Annotated in this window: 15 protein-coding genes; 7 read left to right on the forward strand and 8 right to left on the reverse strand. The window is 46.8% G+C overall.

Annotated features, from left to right (window positions below):
- Positions 1–12 precede the first annotated feature (12 nt).
- A complete protein-coding gene (locus T3H97_RS07765) occupies positions 13–1,266 on the forward strand; it encodes an aminotransferase-like domain-containing protein (RefSeq protein ID WP_025722568.1) in 1,254 nt (417 codons plus the stop codon).
- A gap of 19 nt (positions 1,267–1,285) precedes the next feature.
- On the opposite strand, the gene T3H97_RS07770 is transcribed toward T3H97_RS07765, so the two are convergent.
- Positions 1,286–2,119, reverse strand: a complete 834-nt coding sequence (locus T3H97_RS07770; RefSeq protein WP_328802178.1) for a DUF2161 domain-containing phosphodiesterase — start codon at positions 2,117–2,119, stop codon at positions 1,286–1,288.
- A 283-nt stretch (positions 2,120–2,402) separates the two neighbouring features.
- Here T3H97_RS07770 and T3H97_RS07775 point away from each other — a divergent pair, with 283 nt between their 5' ends.
- A complete protein-coding gene (locus tag T3H97_RS07775) occupies positions 2,403–4,298 on the forward strand; it encodes a PrkA family serine protein kinase (protein ID WP_165176125.1) in 1,896 nt (631 codons plus the stop codon).
- A gap of 293 nt (positions 4,299–4,591) precedes the next feature.
- Positions 4,592–5,614, forward strand: coding sequence for a globin-coupled sensor protein (locus tag T3H97_RS07780; protein ID WP_328802179.1), 1,023 nt, complete (start codon positions 4,592–4,594; stop codon positions 5,612–5,614).
- A gap of 38 nt (positions 5,615–5,652) precedes the next feature.
- Here the strand turns inward: T3H97_RS07780 and T3H97_RS07785 are convergent, their stop codons facing one another.
- The 7 genes from T3H97_RS07785 to T3H97_RS07815 form a co-directional block, all read right to left on the reverse strand.
- Entirely contained in the window at positions 5,653–6,531 is an 879-nt protein-coding gene (locus T3H97_RS07785) for an arylamine N-acetyltransferase family protein (RefSeq protein ID WP_328802180.1), read from the reverse strand.
- Positions 6,532–6,775: 244 nt separating this feature from the next.
- Positions 6,776–7,672 carry an aminoglycoside phosphotransferase family protein gene (locus T3H97_RS07790; protein ID WP_328802181.1) on the reverse strand — a complete coding sequence of 299 codons (897 nt, stop codon included), beginning with the start codon at positions 7,670–7,672 and terminating at the stop codon, positions 6,776–6,778.
- A gap of 18 nt (positions 7,673–7,690) precedes the next feature.
- Positions 7,691–8,701 (reverse strand): aminoglycoside phosphotransferase family protein, encoded by a 1,011-nt coding sequence (locus T3H97_RS07795; RefSeq protein ID WP_328802182.1) that lies wholly within the window; start codon positions 8,699–8,701, stop codon positions 7,691–7,693.
- Between the two features lie 207 nt (positions 8,702–8,908).
- Positions 8,909–9,460, reverse strand: a complete 552-nt coding sequence (locus T3H97_RS07800; RefSeq protein ID WP_328802184.1) for a PepSY domain-containing protein — start codon at positions 9,458–9,460, stop codon at positions 8,909–8,911.
- A 119-nt stretch (positions 9,461–9,579) separates the two neighbouring features.
- Complete coding sequence (locus T3H97_RS07805) at positions 9,580–10,173, reverse strand: PepSY domain-containing protein (RefSeq protein ID WP_328802185.1); 594 nt, start codon at positions 10,171–10,173, stop codon at positions 9,580–9,582.
- 22 nt (positions 10,174–10,195) lie between these two features.
- The gene (locus T3H97_RS07810) at positions 10,196–11,557 is read right to left on the reverse strand and encodes a sensor histidine kinase (RefSeq protein WP_328802186.1); all 1,362 of its coding nucleotides are present in this window, start codon (positions 11,555–11,557) and stop codon (positions 10,196–10,198) included.
- A complete protein-coding gene (locus T3H97_RS07815; RefSeq protein ID WP_328802187.1) occupies positions 11,554–12,255 on the reverse strand; it encodes a response regulator transcription factor in 702 nt (233 codons plus the stop codon). Before T3H97_RS07815 ends, T3H97_RS07810 begins: the two co-directional genes overlap by 4 nt.
- A gap of 326 nt (positions 12,256–12,581) precedes the next feature.
- On the opposite strand from T3H97_RS07815, the gene T3H97_RS07820 reads away from it, so the two are divergent.
- The 4 genes from T3H97_RS07820 (at position 12,582) to T3H97_RS07835 (ending at position 16,690) form a co-directional block, all read left to right on the forward strand.
- Positions 12,582–13,277, forward strand: coding sequence for an AroM family protein (locus tag T3H97_RS07820; RefSeq protein WP_328802188.1), 696 nt, complete (start codon positions 12,582–12,584; stop codon positions 13,275–13,277).
- Between the two features lie 25 nt (positions 13,278–13,302).
- A complete protein-coding gene (locus tag T3H97_RS07825; RefSeq protein WP_328802189.1) occupies positions 13,303–14,253 on the forward strand; it encodes an aminopeptidase in 951 nt (316 codons plus the stop codon).
- A gap of 16 nt (positions 14,254–14,269) precedes the next feature.
- Positions 14,270–14,896, forward strand: coding sequence for an aspartate/glutamate racemase family protein (locus tag T3H97_RS07830; RefSeq protein WP_328802190.1), 627 nt, complete (start codon positions 14,270–14,272; stop codon positions 14,894–14,896).
- Between the two features lie 258 nt (positions 14,897–15,154).
- Positions 15,155–16,690 (forward strand): PucR family transcriptional regulator, encoded by a 1,536-nt coding sequence (locus tag T3H97_RS07835; RefSeq protein ID WP_328802191.1) that lies wholly within the window; start codon positions 15,155–15,157, stop codon positions 16,688–16,690.
- Positions 16,691–16,723: the final 33 nt, after the last annotated feature.

A 16,723-nucleotide genomic window follows, 5' to 3' on the forward strand; every position in this document is an offset into this window, starting at 1 on the left:
AGGAGGATGTTCATGCAATATTCCTTTGCTTCACGAACGGCTGCGATGTTGGCTTCTCCAGTGCGTCATATCCGGGAAAATGCGAGAAGACACTCCTTTATATCTCTGGCTGAAGAATTACCTGCACAAGAGCTGTTTCCGGTGAAGTTGCTGGAAGAAGCGGCCCATGATGTGTTTGGTTCCGGCCCTGACGCCCTCCAGTATGGTGAACCGGAGGGCTATTTCCCTTTGCGAGCATGGCTTGCGGGAGAGTGGGAACAGCGTAAAGGAGTAAGAGTACCACCAGGTCAAATCCTTCTCACGACAGGCAGTCAGCAAGCCATTGACTTGATCATAAGGCTGATGGTGGATGAGCGTGATCCGGTATTGGTCGAAAACCCTACATCTCCTGGATGTTTACAAGTGCTATCTATGCAGGGCGCGCAGATCGTTCCTGTAGAATCAGATGGGGAAGGTGTCATTCCTGATAAGCTTGAAGCTTTAATAATCCGTTATCGACCCAAGCTTTTTTTTGCCACGCCAACGTTTACGAATCCGACGGGCTCCTTGTGGAGCGCGGCTAGGCGGCAGGAAATTTTGGACCTGTGCAGGCATCATGAGGTACTAGTAGTTGAGGATGATTCTTATGGTGAATTGCATTTCAAACAAAAAAATGAGTCCCAGGACAAGAGTCTGCATGGTCAGAGTCGAAAATTTGCAGAGACTTACCCCTCACTATTTGCGCTGGATCATGCGGGTCAGGGCGGTCAAGTGCTCTATATCGGTTCGTTCAATAAAACCGTTGCTCCTGCGCTGAGAACGGGTTGGGCTGCTGGTCCTGCGCCGCTGATAGAAGGAATGTACGCCTTGAAGCAGCTGGCTGATATGCAATCCAGTACGATGAACCAACGGCTGCTGTTCCAATTGCTGACCAGCTCGCGTTTTCAATGGCACGAGCACTTAGCGATGCTGAACAAGGAATATTCGACTCGACTTCAATTAATCTTGGAGCTGCTTAAGCGCCCGTTTTGGAAAGACGTGACGTATCATATTCCGTCCGGTGGCATGTATGTATGGGTGCAGTTGCCCGATGGGCTCGACAGCGCATTGCTGCTAAAGGCGGCGTTACCCAAAGGCGTAGCCTTTATGCCAGGTGCGCTATGTGCGGTTGGCAGTGAAGGCGCGTCCCATATCCGCCTCAATTTTAGCCATCCGGGCCGCGAGCAATTGCTTATGGGCATGAATCTGATCGGTGAGACGATCAGTGAGTTCACCGCCCGAAGCTAGCAAAAACCATTGCCCCAAGTCAGTCACCCTCCGTTTCCGCAGCAACGGTGGAGTAAGTGATTGGCGCTTCCGCGATCTGGAGCTGTCCACTGTCCTCGTCAAGCTCTGCGTCTATTTCAGCGGCTGTTTTAATGCCATGCTCTTGCAGTACTGCCGCATACTCGTTCAGGGCAGCTTCGCCAAACGGAGTCAGTCGATAGCGGCCGCGGGATACGCGTTCAAACCAGCCGTAGTAGTTGTGCTGGAGTACGGCAGCAGCTGTGCTGACGGCTGCTATGCGGGCGAGCTGAGCCGGGGCAGCTTCCCCCAAGCCCTGCAAAGCTGCGGCTACGCGCAGCGCTTTTTCCCGGTAGGCAGTGACCAGCTTGCGTCGGGTGCTGCCGCCGGTATTGTGGTCACCGCTGCGTGCGTGAAATTCCCGCAGCAGCTTTTCCTTGCGCGAGCCGTGGCGTACCGTTGCTGCGTTGTGGACATTGTCGCTATGCGCCGCAGGCTTACACAGTACCTCAACGAGCGGCGGTTTAGTTTTGAAATGGGTAACGGTGAGCAAGCCAAGTCCCAACTGGCGGCACAGTCCGACCAGCTCGTTCCAGCGTTGATTCACGGCCCCTTTTTTGGCACGATTTCGTTCTACAGCTACATATACATTGCTGCTTAGTTTTAAACGCTGCATACCTTGCAGCACAAGCGCCAGGTTAAACGTCTTTTTGATCTCCACAATCAATGGTGTCTGTTGCCCTGGCTTGATACCCACCAAATCGCAGTTGCGCACCTCTCCTTTGACTTCATATCCCAAGTTCTCAAAAAAGGCTTTCACCGGAGCGTACAGCTCCGTCTCATGCCGAACCGCCATGACTTCTTCCGCTCCTTTATCCCATTATTCCGAGCTTATATTGTACCATAATGCGTCAGGTCCGCGTCGTTGTTGTATATTTTAGCACAGTGTATCCCTTGGTTTTTTCGAAAAAGCAGAGAGACCTGTCACAAAAAATAGGTCAATTCTGAAATCAATCTGCATAGGTATGTATTACACTTTTTTTAAGGGGATTGCATCATATCCTGAAAGGCGTGACGAGTGTAGCCATAATCATCAGGAGTGGAGGATAGTCATTACGCAGTCATGGGAGGAACCGAGCATGAATATTTTTGAACGCGTTGCGGAGTACCGGGCGGAAAACAACCGTCTGGCCTGGAGCGGCACTTTTAGAGAGTATATTGAGATACTCAAGAAAGACCCGACGCCGGCGATGACAGCTCATGCACGGGTTTACAAGATGATTGAATCTTTTGGTGTAGAAGAGGTTGGGGGACATAAGCGATATAAATTTTTTGAGCAGGAGATCTTTGGACTGGATCGAGCGCTGGAAAAGTTGGTGGAGGAATATTTCCATTCCTCAGCCAGGCGGCTCGATGTGCGCAAGCGTATCCTTCTTTTGATGGGACCTGTCAGTGGGGGGAAATCGACACTGGTCACGTTGCTAAAACGTGGTCTGGAGAAATTTTCAAGAACGGATCAGGGAGCCGTATACGCGATTGAAGGTTGCCCCATGCACGAGGACCCGCTTCATCTGATTCCCCATGAGCTGCGTCCCGATTTTGAAAAGGAGCTGGGTGTACGGATTGAAGGTAATCTCTGCCCATCCTGCCAGATGAGATTGCGCACGGAATTTGATGGTGATATTGAAAAGGTCCGTGTGGAGCGGGTATTTATATCGGAAGAAAACCGGATTGGTATTGGTACGTTCAGCCCTTCTGATCCGAAGTCACAGGATATTGCTGATTTGACGGGCAGCATCGACTTTTCCACGATTACAGAGTATGGTTCGGAATCCGATCCGCGTGCGTATCGGTTTGACGGAGAATTGAACAAAGCGAATCGTGGACTGATGGAGTTTCAGGAAATGCTGAAATGCGATGAGAAGTTTTTGTGGAATTTGCTTTCTCTGACCCAAGAGGGAAATTTTAAGGCTGGGCGGTTTGCGCTCATCAGTGCAGATGAACTGATCGTGGCTCACACCAATGAATCCGAGTATAAAAGCTTTATTGCAAACAAAAAGAACGAGGCGTTGCAATCACGGATGATTGTAATGCCGATTCCTTATAACCTGAAAGTATCTGAGGAAGAAAAGATTTACGCCAAGCTCATTGATCAAAGTGATATGAGACATATCCACATTGCTCCTCATGCGCTGCGAACGGCTGCCATTTTCTCCGTGCTTACCCGCTTGAAGGAGACGAAGAAACAAGGGATGGATCTGGTCAAAAAGATGCGCATGTATGACGGTGAAGAGGTCGAAGGATACAAGGAAGCCGATCTGAAAGAAATGCAAAGTGAGTTTCTGGAGGAAGGTATGTCCGGGGTAGATCCGCGGTACGTCATTAATCGTATTTCTAGTGCATTGATTAAGCAAAATGTGGAATCCATCAATGCCCTGGACATTTTACGAGCAATTAAGGATGGTCTGGATCAACATGCCTCCATCACAAAGGAAGAACGGGAGCGCTATCTGAATTTCATTTCCGTGGCTCGTAAGGAATATGACGAATTGGCGAAAAAAGAAGTGCAGAAGGCCTTTGTGTACTCTTTCGAGGAATCAGCCAAGACGCTGTTTGACAACTATTTGGATAACATCGAAGCTTTTTGCAATTGGGCGAAAATTCGCGATCCGCTCACAGATGAGGAACTCGACCCGGATGAGCGGCTCATGCGCTCTATTGAGGAGCAAATCGGGGTATCGGAAAATGCGAAAAAAGCGTTCCGTGAAGAAATATTAATCCGTATTTCCGCGTATTCTCGCAAGGGACGGAAGTTTGAGTATCATCATCATGATCGGCTGCGAGAAGCCATTGAGAAGAAGCTGTTCGCCGATTTGAAGGATATTGTGAAGATTACGACTTCAACCAAAACGCCTGACGCTAATCAGCTCAAACGGATGAATGAGGTGATTAAGCGACTGATTGAGGAGCATGGCTACACAGGAGCCAGCGCCAACGATCTGTTAAGGTATGTAGGTAGCCTCCTGAATCGGTAAGACGAATAATAAACCAGTACAGTATGGTGAAACTATGGGTTGATCTGGATGGTGTCATACGGTTGTGAGGTATCCGATGAACGTGTTTCGTAGCGGGAATTCGGCAAGCACAGGGGATTTCAGGTGCTGCCGAATTCTTTTTTTGTATCATTAAGCAGTTGAGTTTATATATTTTTTCTGAAATTGCTATGAAAAAAATCATAATCAATCTTCTGCTTTTTTAACATTTTCTAAAAAGTTGCCGATAAATATGGTAATGTAAAATCTATGTAAACTATTATTTGGAGGAACTTATGATTCATGTCGCGGAGAGTAGATTAAAACAGATACAATATATTGGTATTACTGATGATGATTTGGCTTTATTGCATCATTATCAGGGACTATTCCAATCTATTGTGAATGAGGTGGTAGATCGGTTTTATAAGCATGTAGAAAAGGTTCCGCATCTCATGTCGATTATTTCCAAATGGTCGAATGTTGAACGACTAAAACAAACACAACGTGAATACTGGCTTTCTCTCGCAGATGGAAAAATAGATGATCAGTTTATCGAACACCGTCTTTTTGTGGGGCAGGTACATTCCCGAATCGGATTGTCTTCCGATTATTATTTAGGCACGTACATTGCTTATCTTGATATTGCAGTCGACATTTTAAAGCGTTCGGGGATAGAGGACTGGTTTTCTATTGTGCATGCTCTTTCCAAAATGTTCAACCTGGATTCCCAGCTTGTACTGGAAGCTTATCAGGAAAAGGAAAAGGAACAAATTAACGAGCTGGCCGACGAACAAACGCAGGTGCTGACCGTTGTGTCCCGAATTGCGCAAAATTTGACCGGGATGATTGCTGAGCTTAGGGAAAATACGGATAATATCGCGGAGAGTGCCTGCAACACTGCTTCTTCGCAGGAACATACAGAGAAATTGGTACAGCATTTGAGCGACGAGATTAAGTATATTGAGCAGATGAGCGGTACGATCCGGGAACTGTCCGATCAAACTCATCTGCTGGGACTGAATGCGGCGATTGAGGCTGCTCATGCGCAGGAAGCAGGGCGCGGGTTTCAAATTGTGGCACAGGAGGTGCGAAAGCTTGCATCTAATTCGAAGCAAGCACAGGAGCAAATTCAGCGCAAGGTGCTGGATATTGCCCGTATGCTTGACAGTGTGCAATCCGAAACAGCTGTCACAACAGCCAGTGCTCGGCAACAGGCAATAAGCTCAGAGGAATTGGCTTCGTTCACAAAGCTGATCGAAAACATGGTGAGGGAATTGGAAATGCTGCAGCACTCCTCGGAAATGCTAAAGGTGTAAGATGTGGCTTGAAGAGTATCCTTACGTTAGAGGCTTCACTATTGTAACGATTCAGTCATAGACTTTTTCCATTCTATATGAGCCGCAAGTACTCTTTTCCATAACTCGTCCCGTTCCTGGCGACTGTAGTTAACGAGCGGCTCGCCAAATACATCTGCCAACACTTCCAGCCACTGCGACTTCTTATCCAGCTCTATTTTTTCCAAACCGTTTAGCCCGCGTTTTTTCCAAATACATCCTCTGAGTTCATTCGCCTCTAATGCTTGCCTTTGCCGAATCAGAAACAGGTTAAACCATGGAGATTCCGGTGAGCGGCTATAGAAATGATGTTTCGGCATAAATTCTTCCAAATCCTGAACAACCGCAGGAGCAAAATCAACGCCAACAAATGAAGCAAGCGAGTCATGCTCTAAGCGCCAACCTTTTGTAACAACCCCGGATTCCATGACTTTATAATGAAGAGGGGCTTGTTCATAAGTCCCCATACGGAGTGGAAGAGGCTCATATGGCATATCGCCCAGCCCGACATCAACAATCCATACTTCATCTTCTTGCTGCTCATTTAGCAAGTTCACTGTTAGTCCAAGATGAAATGAATTAATGCGTGGTTCAGCTCCCAGAGGTTGTACCCCGGCACGATGCAGAGAAACTTTGTACCCTAGTGAATATAGTAGTGCACTAAAGGCACCATTCAGATGAAAACAATAACCACTTCTCCCATGTAGAATGAGTTGAACGGATTCTTGAAAACCAATGGCTGCCGGCTTCCTTGCAAAAATGTCCAATGTTTGCCATGAAAGATGTTTTACATGAGCCTTATGCAGCTCAACTAGATAGGAAAGGGTAGGAGACTGAATTTCGGGAATTCCGATTCTGTTTAAATAAGCTTTTATTTCTTCTTTTGTCATGGTGTACATGTACAATCACCTCTATTGTTAGTTTCCCAAATTCTCTTCTCGAAACCATTGAGCATTGAGTCTTAGCATCATTGTAGAAGGGGGGAGTGCTGTTTACAATGCTATAAATTTTTGGTTGTACCGGCACAGTCAGCAATTCGATTGGCTTTAGCGGCATGCGCTTTTCCTGTAGTTGGTTGTCAGAAAACAAAAAAACAGACCGTTTTATCGGGTCTGTTTTTTTGTTTAGTTCCAAGCTGACAGATTATAATAACGATCTAAGTTCACGTCGGTATTTGTTCAAATGCACGAACGACGGAATGACTCGCTTGGCAGAACGGAAGCCGCCTATTCTGATATTGCGGACCACATGATAGGGAGAGATCAATAGTGCGTGAAGCAGATGCAAATCATGGGTGCTCAATGGACGATATCGTTGATAGTAATCTATCGCGCGCAGCATCTTTGTCCCATTCCAAAGACAATTCCGATGAAGAAGATGGGAGAGATCTTTCATCCTTACATGTAGGGAGCAATTTTCAAAGTCGATCAAATGGATTTTGAGCTGTTTGTCTTTAATCAGATTGGGATAATTATAGTCGCCGTGTATAAATGCGGCGGCTTTTTGCTCCTGAGCAATGGCTTCTCTAACTTTGGGCTGCTGTAGGCGATGGGACACTTCTTCACAAAGAGCTACGAGATGCGCTGTGCCTCTATATGGGATGAGGCGTTTTTTGTATCCAGCTATTTCATCGCTCAAGCCTTCATAACGGATTCTGGATGGCGGAGCTTCAGTGATAGGAAAGCCCACGGCACTGGAATGGAATTTGGCTAAAGTAGCAATTCCCTTTTTGAAGTCTATTCTTTTTGTGAATTCTGGTCTGAGTCCATGAACCCAATTGGTTAATGTATACGAAACACCTTCATAGGTCATGTAAGCCGTTTGTTGTACTGTTGGATAGACCTTTTGGCTACGTGTAAACCCGCGCTCATCCAAGTAGGACAAGACACGTGTAATAAAACGGATCTCTTCTTCCGGGAATTTGTAGGGTTTTAAACAATAAGTCGTATTAGCGGTCTCAATCTTGTGAATGTCCTTCATTTGACGGCTACGCTGAATTTTGATTCCGTACATCTGCTCAACGTTCGATAAAATCGACATTTTGCTCCTCACTTTCTTTTATACATGAGCCCACTCTTGCAAAATATGGATGATTTGTAATCGAAGAGGCCACGACTGATCCCAATTGTCCAGGATTTCGCGATCTCTTGAACGATTCGGGTGTCGGGAAGCATGCCAGGCTTCTCGTGGTAGTTTATATAAAGCTGTAACAATCTTCCGTTCAGTACGGCTTAGCGGTTTGCGTTTTTGGTATCCCTTCAGCAAGGATTGCACAAATTCAGGGTTGAATTGAGTCGTATTCATAAGGGCCTTTGCCAAATCAGCATAGACTGAGCCGATCTTAACCCGATCCCAATCAATGATTTTGAGATGACCGTCTTCCGAAATAATAACATTCGGGGTAGTGATATCACTGTGTATCAAGGAGGGATGCCGATGTTCCATCCGAAGCAGCCTTATAATGGATGCATCCTGCAAATCCTTCCATGCTCGTCTGGATAAACGTTTGCAGTCTTCACCGTGAGCATTGTACCAGTTGCGGTACGTTTTATCATGGCGACTGGTTTTTGTCATTTTTCTTTGAAAAAGACGATCCTGGTTTTTCCATATCCTCAATTGTTGAATGGTCGGAGGGGACTTTCCTTTATCCATCCGATGCAAGCCGGTGGAGGTGGCGTGAAGTGTGGCAAGTGCCCGCCCCAGTTTTTCAAAATCTTCAGCGGTCTCCAGTCCCCGTCCTTTGATCCACTGGCTTACATAAAATGGCGTTCCCTGATATAGAGTCCATAACTTGCCGGAATGAGTGGGGAGCCATGCGGGCATGTAGGTATACTTTCTCTTTTTCAAAAGCCTGATATGGCTAGCAGCTCGTTCCATCTGTTGAATCGTATTTGAACGGACCATCTTTGTACGACTAAAGGGTTTTAATGCATAAGTTCCCTTTTTCGTTTTCACCTGGATCACTGCATTTTTTCGGTATAATGATGAGATTAAGCTTGATTTTAACGGGATCAGGCCGAAACGACGGGTGATTTTGCGAATCTGTGCTTTAGTATAGGATTTCGCCATAAGAACCTCACTTGACTTTGGATTGAAGAAAAAAGGTAATCCTCTGTTAGTTATCAGTCTATTCATGAAGAAATAATAGGTGCAGTTTTATGGAGCCATCTTCGTTCTTTTCCTGTGTCACATTGGTTAAAAAAACGGAGCAGCGAAAGTTCGCTGCTCCGTTTTAATTAGCTCTGTACTTAGTTACCCTAATTATGACCTGGGTAATTAATATTCGTTGTCATCATCATCATCGTCTGTATCCACGATTGCGCCAGATGATGCATGGATATCAAGCTCAACGGTTCCTTCGTTGGTGAGTACCTTTACCTCGTAGATGAATTGTCCATCTTCCTTATCCAATTTAGAAGACAAAAGGGTACTCCCGGGTACGTGCTTAAGCGCGATTTGTCCAGCCTGCTTTTCAGTCAGGGTGATGTGATTTGGCTTGTTAAGGGAGGACTCGTTATTCGAGTCATGATCAAGCTCAGAATGGGAACGGATGGTTTTCCCAGTATAAGCATCAATATCTATATCCCAATCTTTATCCCCTTGCTGGAGATCCACCTCATAGTAGACTTTTCCGTTCTTGCGCTCCAGTTCGACATCTTCAACTTGTGCATTATTCCCCACAGCCTTCTTGGCAATGTTGGTAGCGGCGGTCGCTCCAATAAGGCCCGTAGGTTTAGCGGCCCATACGGCATTCGCTGAGACACCCGTAACTGTAACTCCAAGCAGAACCGTGGCTGCCATAATTCCTAATGTATAGTTTTTTTTCATTACATCATTCCTCCTTGTGCTATAAGCATGAATACAGCTTATCTCTTGAACATGAGAGGAACATAATAGAAGCATGAGAAAACCATGAGAAAACATGATCTGAGATGATCATCAAGTCGTCATGATTCGTTGTGCTCCTGTTTTTCTTTTTCCCACGTTATAGAGTCGATAGAGCCCGATACTGCATTGACCTGTACTACTGCTTCACGCCCATCTTTTACCTCAACCTCAACCAGATAGTAGAGGCCTTTGTCGTTGCGATGAAGCTCAATATCATCGGATGTTCCGTTAACTGCTTTGGCAGCAAGCTTGGCTGCTTCTTTCTCTGTAATAACGAGAGAAACCGGGTCAGGTTTATTAGCTGGATTCGATGTGTCTCTGGTTGGTAAGGTACCCGGCTTGTGATCTTGGGGCTCCTGCTTCGCATCTGTATAAGCCTGTGTCCGCTTAATGGAGTCGATGACACCGTCATAGGCATTGGCTTTTATATCGTACTTCCCTTTGGCGCGTTCCAGCCTGATCAGATAAAAATCACCCAAGCGTTGGGATTCGAGCACCTCGCCGGGATACTGATGCAATACGGATTGGATGACGGCCTTTTCTTCCAATGGAGAAGCTGCTAACGACCGTGCCCAAGGCCACTGTAAAAGACAAATTGTAATCAATACAGCCGCCAGCGTACCTCCAATCATCCACACATAGATGGCTTTCATCGTTATTCCCTCCTTTGGCTTATTATTTTAGAACGGTAGGGAGGATGATCATTGCCGTTGTTCCGCTCCCCTCTACACTTTCTAGCCCAATTTGAGCATGTATAGCTTGTGCAATTCCTGTAGCCAATGATAAGCCTAGCCCAGCCCCACCTTCCTCGCGGCTTCTGGCTTCATCCACACGATAGAAGCGGTCGAATACTTTAGATAACTTTTCTTCCGGGATTCCAATTCCTTGATCTGTGATTCTTATGCAGGGTTGAGCTGTACCGCCCACCGTATCAATCATCAGGTGTATCGGCTCGTCGCTGTATTTGCGTGCATTATCCAAAAAGATAAAGAGGAGCTGCTTCAGCTTATTTTCATCGGTATAGCCAATGCAGTCTGCCTGTACATCCAGTTGAATTGGTCGGGCGAACGCATTTTCAAAGGTAGTCTTTAATTCTGTCGCTATCCTAGTCAGGCGTACAGGCTTCAGCACGACATTCCACTGTTCTTCGTTTCTGGCCAACAGAAGAAGCTGCTCTGCCATGTCCTTCATTCGGATCGCCTCGGAATGGATTGCTTCAACGGATTCGGCGAAAATGTTGGGATGCTGCAACCCCCGCCGTTTGAGCAGGCTGGCATAACTTTCAATAATGGTGAGCGGTGTCTTCAATTCATGGGACGCATTAGATACAAATTGTTCTTGCCTGACGAAATTCCGCTCCAGCAGTTCAATCATGTCATTAAATGTTTCCCCCATTTCGACCAGTTCGTCGCGTGATGATGAATTGAGCGGAAGACGTTTAAATTTCCCGCTGCGCTGAATTTCTTTCATCGTACTAATCATAGATGTAATTGGACGTGTAATCAGTCTGCCGAGCAGTCTTCCCGATACCACGACAGGAATGAGCGCAATGCCAGTGACAGCAACAAGTACGATTCTGAGTACCTGGAGCGTCTGCATCGTCGGTTGCAGACTTTCGATCACCTGGAGATTGACAACCTCGCCATTGGTCCAAATCATGGGGAGCGATACAAGAATGTAACGGTTGCTTTCATAGGTAATCATGCGAACCTGCCGTGTTTCATCAAAAACGCCCTTCATCAAGCTAAGAGATTGCTCGGAAGAAGAGGTGATAGGGGGAAGAAAGTCGCCTTCTGGTTTCATCAGCCGAAGCATGCCATCCAGCGGCACATAGGCCCGGAGAAGATCCTCAGCGGCTACGGATACCGGAGCGCGTTGAATGCCGCGAATCATGTTCTCTGCTGTGGCCTCTACCTGATCTTTTCGACTGTCTATCGAAAGTTGGCTGAATAGGAAATAGACTGAGAAATTAATGGCCACAAGTAAAATCCCGAATAATAACGAGGTATACGTATGGATTTTGTTTTGTAGCTTCATAAGGATTCCTTCAGAACATAACCAATTCCGCGTACAGTATGGATCAGCTCAGGGAGCTGGCGCGTAGGGTCGATTTTATTGCGCACGTAGCGAATATACACATCGACCACATTGGTATCGCCCATATAATCTATGCCCCATACGTTCTCCAGTAATTGTTCACGGCTAAGTACCTGCCGCTGATGTCGGAGTAAATGAACGAGCAAGTCAAACTCTCGCGGTGTAAGCTCAATGTTGTGCTCTCCCCGAAGAACTTCACGAGTACCTTCATGGAGACGTAAATCCCCGGCACTAAGCCATTTGTCTACCACATGTGGAGCCATATCTTTTGCTGCACCCACTCTGAGTGCGGCCCGTACGCGTGCAAGCAGCTCTTCGATCATAAACGGTTTGGTAACATAATCATTGGCTCCCAAATCGAGTCCCTCGACCTTATCTGCAATGGAACTTTTAGCCGTCAGCAAAATGACAGGAACGTTCGCATCATGCTTACGAATCCTCCGAAGTAGCTCGATGCCATTGAGACCGGGAATCATAATATCCAGCAACACTAAATCCCAATTACCTTTGCAATACGTCTCCAGCCCATCAATTCCGTTTTTTTCTTTACATACTTGATAGCCTTCAAATTGAAGTTCGATCTCTAGAAGCCGGGCAATCTTTTCTTCGTCTTCTACGATCAAAATAGATTGTTTCATGATCATGCCCTCCTGTAGGCGAATAGCCGATACGGAAGTATTTTAGCATATACGGACAGGTAAGACACTTCAAAGCGCACGGCAGTGAGGGAAGAGATATTTATAATGTGTTATATTTCTTGACATTAAAAAGGGATAAAATGTAATAATAGCGCTATGATTTTGTTTTTTTATCCTTTGTGCACAACAAACAAGCCTTTGTTTTGGTCAGGACGAACATTGTTTATGTTAGGAAAGTTGCAGTAACATAAGTTAAAACTATTCACCAGAACCGAAATAAGGGCAGACCGCGGGCTTGCCCTTTGTCGCCAGGAGCGTAAAATAAAATGAAGCGAAAGCAGGGATTCAAAATGCATAAGCTTGGGATGATTACGATTGGGCAAGCCCCCCGCTCAGATGTGACCCCTATCGTAGAAAGGGCGTTGGAGGGACGGGCAGAGCTGGTACAGGCCGGTGCGCTGGATGGGCTCTCATTGGACTATATACAACAGCATCTATCACCGTCACCAGGAGAATATGTATTAACCTCGCGCTTGACGACCGGGGAGTCGGTGGTCATTTCACGCGAAAAAATCCAGCCGCTGCTCCAGGAAAAAATCACACGTTTGGAGGAGCAAGGCATACGTACTATTTTGCTACTCTGTACCGGTGTGTTTCCTGGATTGCATACCCAAAGCGCTTTTCTAATTGAGCCAGATCATGTGCTTCCTCCTGTACTAAAGGCCATATCCAGCGGAAGAAGACTGGGTCTCATTGGACCGCTCGAAGAACAGAAGAACAACCTCAAGCTTAAATTCAGTCCTTATGGATTGAATCCAGAGTTTGTGGCGGCCTCGCCTTACAGTGGCAGTGAGGAAGAATTTTGCCGAGCAGCTGGACAGTTCAAGAATCAAGCCGATCTGATCGTGCTGGATTGCATGGGCTATACGGAAACGCATAGAGAGCTAGCGGCGCATTACTCAGGGATTCCCGTTGTATTGTCCAATGCCTTGATTGGAAAACTGGTATCGGAAATGGTGTAAGGAGTAAAAATTGGAGGTAAGAACTATGAGTCAACAACGTATTGAAATCAGTAAAAATGTATTGCAAAAATGTTTGGGACTTACCGCTGGGGAGACGCTTCTGGTCGTAACCGACGATGATAAAAAAGAATTGGGCGAGTCCATATATGAAGCTGGCAAGGCACTGGGGGCAGAAGCAGCTATTTTGACGATGAAGGTTCGCTCCAAATCGGGCGAGGAGCCTCCGGCCCCTGTTGCCGAAGCCATGCTTCGCTCCAACGTTGTTGTATGTGTCACTCGGTATTCGCTGACACATACAAGTGCCCGTAAGCAAGCCGCAGCTGCTGGAGCACGCCTAGCGACCATGCCTGGCATGACAGACGATATGTTCATGAATGGAGCAATTGCTGCTGATTATCCGAAGGTCAAGGCGCTGACCGAAGAGGTGACCGCATTGCTGACTGCTGCCAAGCAGGTACGGATTGAAAAGGATGGATATAGCCTGAACTTTACCATAGAAGGGCGCAACGGTGTTCCCAGCACAGGTATGTATTTGAATCCTGGCGAATCGGGCAACCTGCCTTCCGGTGAAGCGTATATTGCTCCGCTGGAAGGAACGGCACAGGGTCAGATTGTGGTGGACGGTTCTGTAGCAGGAATTGGTGCCTTAAAAGACCCGCTGCTGCTGACAGTGCAAAATGGCAGATTGATCGCCGCAGAAGGGGAAGCCGGACAGTCCCTGCTGAATATGCTCGGTGAAGGCGATGGTAGAATGCTGGCCGAATTTGGTATTGGAACGAATGATAAAGCCCGCATTACAGGTGTTGTGTTAGAGGACGAGAAAGTATATGGCACGATTCATGTCGCTTTTGGCAGCAATAATACCTTCGGGGGAACTGTCGCTGCGGGTGTACATATTGACGGAGTCGTACAAAAACCGGATGTATATCTGGATGATCGTCTGATTATGAAGGCTGGTCAGTTGCTAGAGAGATAAAAGGGAGGAAGTTATCATGCTTGGAATGATCAGAGTGCTTACCATGCAGGACAAAGCAGCTATCGACCTTCACGGCCAGGTCATTGAGCAGCGCTACGGGCTGCCTGTCACCAGTGTATGTATTCCCGATCAGCCGAAAGGAATCTACGATGATATCACAGACCGGGAAGCGGTGCCTAAAATTGTGCTCGCGGCGCAACAACTCGTTGAACAAGGCTGTACGTCTATCGGTATTAGCTGCGCGGCTGATCCGGCGCTAGAAGAAACTCGTCAAGCTGTATCTGTACCTGTATACGGGGCGGGGGCCTGTGCGGCACTCTTGGCTTTGACATCGGCCAGCTGTGTAGGCGTGTTGACCATTTTGGAGGAGGCTCCGCCGCTGATTCGCCACATTTTGGGCAATTCCTATATCGGTACAGAGCGTCCCATAGGTGTGCAGACGACACTGGACTTGAACACTCCACAAGGTAAAGAGGCGGCTATGGCAGCAGCGTTGCGGCTTCAGGAGAAGGGGGCTGAGGTCATCGTACTTGCCTGCACAGGTTTTGTAACGATGAACTTTGCGCCAGAGCTGGAGCGTACACTAGGGATTCGGGCTATTGACCCGATTGTGGCGTTGGGTGCAGCCGTTTCGGTACGCTAGCAGCCACTTCGTGTGGGGGACAAGCAGGATAGTTCTTAAACCTCATTATAAATAGTTGAAAATTAAAATAAACCGCCTTTTCTAGAAAAGGGCGGTTTATTTATGTTCCATTGAGCTACTAAAGATAGGAATGGGCTGGTGTGGATAGACTTGACCAAGCGGTAAAAGGTTTTGTTTTGTATACTTTTTTGGTACACTATCCTGAAAATTAGATGAACTAAGGATTTTGCAAAATAAATAGCAGGGTGGTCTGTCTTTATGAAAATACCGGGTGTAACAGTTCAAGAGCTCATGGCAATACCCGTGTTGAAGGAGGCGAAGGTATTAAGCGGAGAACAAGGGCTAAGCCGGATTGTCCGATTTATTGACATTATGGAAGTCCCTGACCTGAAAGGCTGGGTCCGGGAAGGTGTATTGTTGATGACAACGGCTTATTCGATCCGTCATGAGCCTGAGGTATTGTGTCAAATTATTCAATTACTGCATCAGGGCGGAGCGGCGGCGCTCGTGATCAAGCCTACCCGCTTTCTCACGGGAATTCCCCACAGTGCACTTGAAGAAAGCGATGCCTGCGGCCTTCCTGTGATTGAGATTCCAGCCGATATTCCCTATACGGATATTACGCAGCGTGTCATGGATATGGTGTTGAACCGACAGGCAGAGCTGCTGCGACGTTCGGAAGAAATCTATCGAACGTTAACGACGATGGTGCTGGAGAACAGTGGCATACAGGCTGTAAGTGATAATATAGCAGAGCTTTTTAAAGCTCCGGTTGCTTTGATTGATAATGGAGGTCAAGCCATAGTCACTTCACCACAAGAATGGGAGTGGGCGAAGGTACAAGATGCTCGTCATTTTCCCATTAGTGTGGATAAACGTACAGTTGCCAAGTTGGTTATTGCCCGCAATGAGCTGGATGATATGGAGCAGGTTGGTATTGAGCAGGCACGGCTGGTGATGGCGTTGGAATTAATGCGTGAAAAGGCGGTAGAAGATACGGAAAGCCGACTACGGGGGAACTTTATAGATGAGCTAATGACACCTCCGTTGCCGTTGCGGCATGAGGTTGAGCGGAGAGGTCGTCAATTGGGATTCAATCCGGAATATGACTGGGAGGTGGCTGTACTGGAAAGTGCTGCGGCTCCGCCAGAAGAGATTCTTTCTGGGCTACTGAGTGTGGAATCGACCCGACGGCGTGTGGTGTCTCATATTGAGTTCCGTTCAAATCGTGCGATATTATTTCTGCCGACTCTTCAGCCGAATGATCATCAGAACGCACCTGGCTCTGATCAGGAAACGTCCTGGAGTGAGACGCTGAAAAACTGGTCAACTGAAAAAGCCTGGGGTACCGTCGATTATTATGTAGGCATCGGCAGTGCCAAAAAGTTATGGGAGCTGCTGCAAAGCTACAATGAAGCACGTCGTGCCATTACTGTAGCTCAGCGGCTGTATCCTGATAAACGTGTATGCAAATACAGCGATATAGAGATGCACTATATGCTTGGTGAAGCGATGGACAAAGAGGAGTTTTCAAATGTATTTGAACGCAAGCTGGGGAGACTTCAGCAATATGATCGCTCACATGGCAGTGACTTACTCAAAACGTTATTTTATTATTTGGAAAACAGGGGCAGTCTGGTAGATACAGCCAATTATCTTTTTATACATCGTAACTCAGTAAAATACAGATTGGAACGGATACGCGACATGACAGATTTTGATCTTAACGATCCACGTGAGCAGTTTATATGTCATACCTGTCTGATTCATTATTATTTGCGGGAACATAAGTAGCTGGAGCGTTTTTTTTATGCAGGGAGGGCAGGA

This window comes from Paenibacillus sp. LX16 (genome assembly GCF_036252815.1).
Lineage (GTDB): Bacteria > Bacillota > Bacilli > Paenibacillales > Paenibacillaceae > Paenibacillus > Paenibacillus polymyxa_B.

Bases quoted from the DNA above. Each gene is read 5' to 3' on its own strand.
- T3H97_RS07765 (WP_025722568.1), top strand. From the start codon at position 13: ATGCAATATTCCTTTGCTTCACGAACGGCTGCGATGTTGGCTTCTCCA.
- T3H97_RS07770 (WP_328802178.1), bottom strand. From the start codon at position 2,119: ATGGCGGTTCGGCATGAGACGGAGCTGTACGCTCCGGTGAAAGCCTTT.
- T3H97_RS07775 (WP_165176125.1), top strand. From the start codon at position 2,403: ATGAATATTTTTGAACGCGTTGCGGAGTACCGGGCGGAAAACAACCGT.
- T3H97_RS07780 (WP_328802179.1), top strand. From the start codon at position 4,592: ATGATTCATGTCGCGGAGAGTAGATTAAAACAGATACAATATATTGGT.
- T3H97_RS07785 (WP_328802180.1), bottom strand. From the start codon at position 6,531: ATGTACACCATGACAAAAGAAGAAATAAAAGCTTATTTAAACAGAATC.
- T3H97_RS07790 (WP_328802181.1), bottom strand. From the start codon at position 7,672: ATGTCGATTTTATCGAACGTTGAGCAGATGTACGGAATCAAAATTCAG.
- T3H97_RS07795 (WP_328802182.1), bottom strand. From the start codon at position 8,701: ATGGCGAAATCCTATACTAAAGCACAGATTCGCAAAATCACCCGTCGT.
- T3H97_RS07800 (WP_328802184.1), bottom strand. From the start codon at position 9,460: ATGAAAAAAAACTATACATTAGGAATTATGGCAGCCACGGTTCTGCTT.
- T3H97_RS07805 (WP_328802185.1), bottom strand. From the start codon at position 10,173: ATGAAAGCCATCTATGTGTGGATGATTGGAGGTACGCTGGCGGCTGTA.
- T3H97_RS07810 (WP_328802186.1), bottom strand. From the start codon at position 11,557: ATGAAGCTACAAAACAAAATCCATACGTATACCTCGTTATTATTCGGG.
- T3H97_RS07815 (WP_328802187.1), bottom strand. From the start codon at position 12,255: ATGAAACAATCTATTTTGATCGTAGAAGACGAAGAAAAGATTGCCCGG.
- T3H97_RS07820 (WP_328802188.1), top strand. From the start codon at position 12,582: ATGAAGCGAAAGCAGGGATTCAAAATGCATAAGCTTGGGATGATTACG.
- T3H97_RS07825 (WP_328802189.1), top strand. From the start codon at position 13,303: ATGAGTCAACAACGTATTGAAATCAGTAAAAATGTATTGCAAAAATGT.
- T3H97_RS07830 (WP_328802190.1), top strand. From the start codon at position 14,270: ATGCTTGGAATGATCAGAGTGCTTACCATGCAGGACAAAGCAGCTATC.
- T3H97_RS07835 (WP_328802191.1), top strand. From the start codon at position 15,155: ATGAAAATACCGGGTGTAACAGTTCAAGAGCTCATGGCAATACCCGTG.